This window comes from Rhodococcus sp. As11 (assembly GCF_048957735.1).
GTDB classification, from domain to species: Bacteria; Actinomycetota; Actinomycetes; order Mycobacteriales; family Mycobacteriaceae; genus Rhodococcus; species Rhodococcus gordoniae.
The window spans coordinates 1-1,433 of the sequence record NZ_JARDJE010000052.1; the positions used below are offsets into that span (position 1 = coordinate 1).

A 1,433-nucleotide genomic window follows, 5' to 3' on the forward strand; every position below is an offset into this window, starting at 1 on the left:
CTCGCCGAGCAGACGGGTGTGGCCGCCGCCCGCGAGGCGATGCTCGCCGGTGAGCACATCAACAGCACCGAAGACCGGGCGGTGCTGCACACCGCCCTACGGCTGCCGCGGCAGGCATCGCTGATCGTCGACGGAATCGACGTCGCCGCGCAGGTGCATGCCGTGCTCGACCGGATGGGTGAGTTCACCGACCGGATCCGCGACGGACGCTGGCGCGGCGCCACCGGGCAGCGGATCACCACGGTGGTCAACATCGGCATCGGCGGCTCCGATCTCGGCCCGGCGATGGTCACCGGCGCGCTGCGCCGCTTCCACGACGGGCCCGCGGCACGGTTCGTCTCCAACGTCGACCCCGCCGATCTGACCGCGGCACTGGCCGACCTGGATCCGGCGACGACCGTGTTCATCGTCGCGTCGAAGACGTTTTCCACCCTCGAAACCCTCTCCAACGCCACCGCCGCCCGCCGCTGGCTCGTCGACGCCCTCGGCGAGGACGCCGTCGCCCAGCATTTCGTCGCGGTGTCGACGCACACGCAGCGGGTGGTCGAGTTCGGCATCGACCCGGCGAACATGTTCGAATTCTGGGACTGGGTCGGCGGCCGCTATTCGGTCGGCTCGGCGATCGGGCTGGCGGTGATGTGCGCCATCGGACGGCAGCGGTTCGCCGAGTTCCTCGCCGGCATGCACACCATCGACACCCACTTCGCCACCACCGCCCCGGCACAGAACGCACCGTTGCTGGCGGGGGTGATCGGGGTGTGGAATGCGAGCATCCTCGGTTATCGGTCGCGGGCGGTGGTGCCCTATGCGCAGGATCTGGCGCGGCTGCCGGCCTATCTGCAGCAGCTGACCATGGAATCGAACGGCAAATCCGTGCGCGCCGACGGCACACCGGTGGTGTGTCCGACCGGGGAGGTGTTCTGGGGTGAGCCCGGTACCAACGGTCAGCACGCCTTCTTCCAGCTGCTGCACCAGGGCACCGAGATCGTCCCCGTCGACTTTCTCGGCCTGGCCCGTAGCGGCGACGACCTGCCCGCCCGCGACGGGCAGACCAGCATGCAGGTGTTGTTGCTGGCGAACATGTTCGCCCAGGCCAAAGTGTTGGCCTTCGGGCGTGATGCCGACGAGGTCCGCGCCGACGGCGTCGACGAGGCGTTGGTGGCGCACAAGGTGATGCCCGGGGATCGGCCGTCGACGACGATCCTGGCGCCCGAGTTGACGCCGTCGGTGGTCGGGCAGATCATCGCCTTCTACGAGCACCAGACCTTCGTCCAAGGGGTGATCTGGGGGATCGATTCGTTCGATCAGTGGGGGGTCGAACTCGGCAAGACCCAGGCCACCGCCCTCCAGGCGGTGCTCGCCGGCGAGGAGACCCCCGACACCGGCGATGCCTCCACCGACCACCTGATCGAGACCTACCGAACCCTGCGCGA

1 protein-coding gene is annotated in these 1,433 nt (G+C 68.9%); it reads left to right on the forward strand.

Features of this window, described 5'->3' with window-relative positions; translation table 11 throughout:
* Window positions 1-1,433: glucose-6-phosphate isomerase (gene pgi, locus PV766_RS24020; protein WP_421098121.1), on the forward strand; the 1,433-nt coding region annotated here is incomplete at both ends.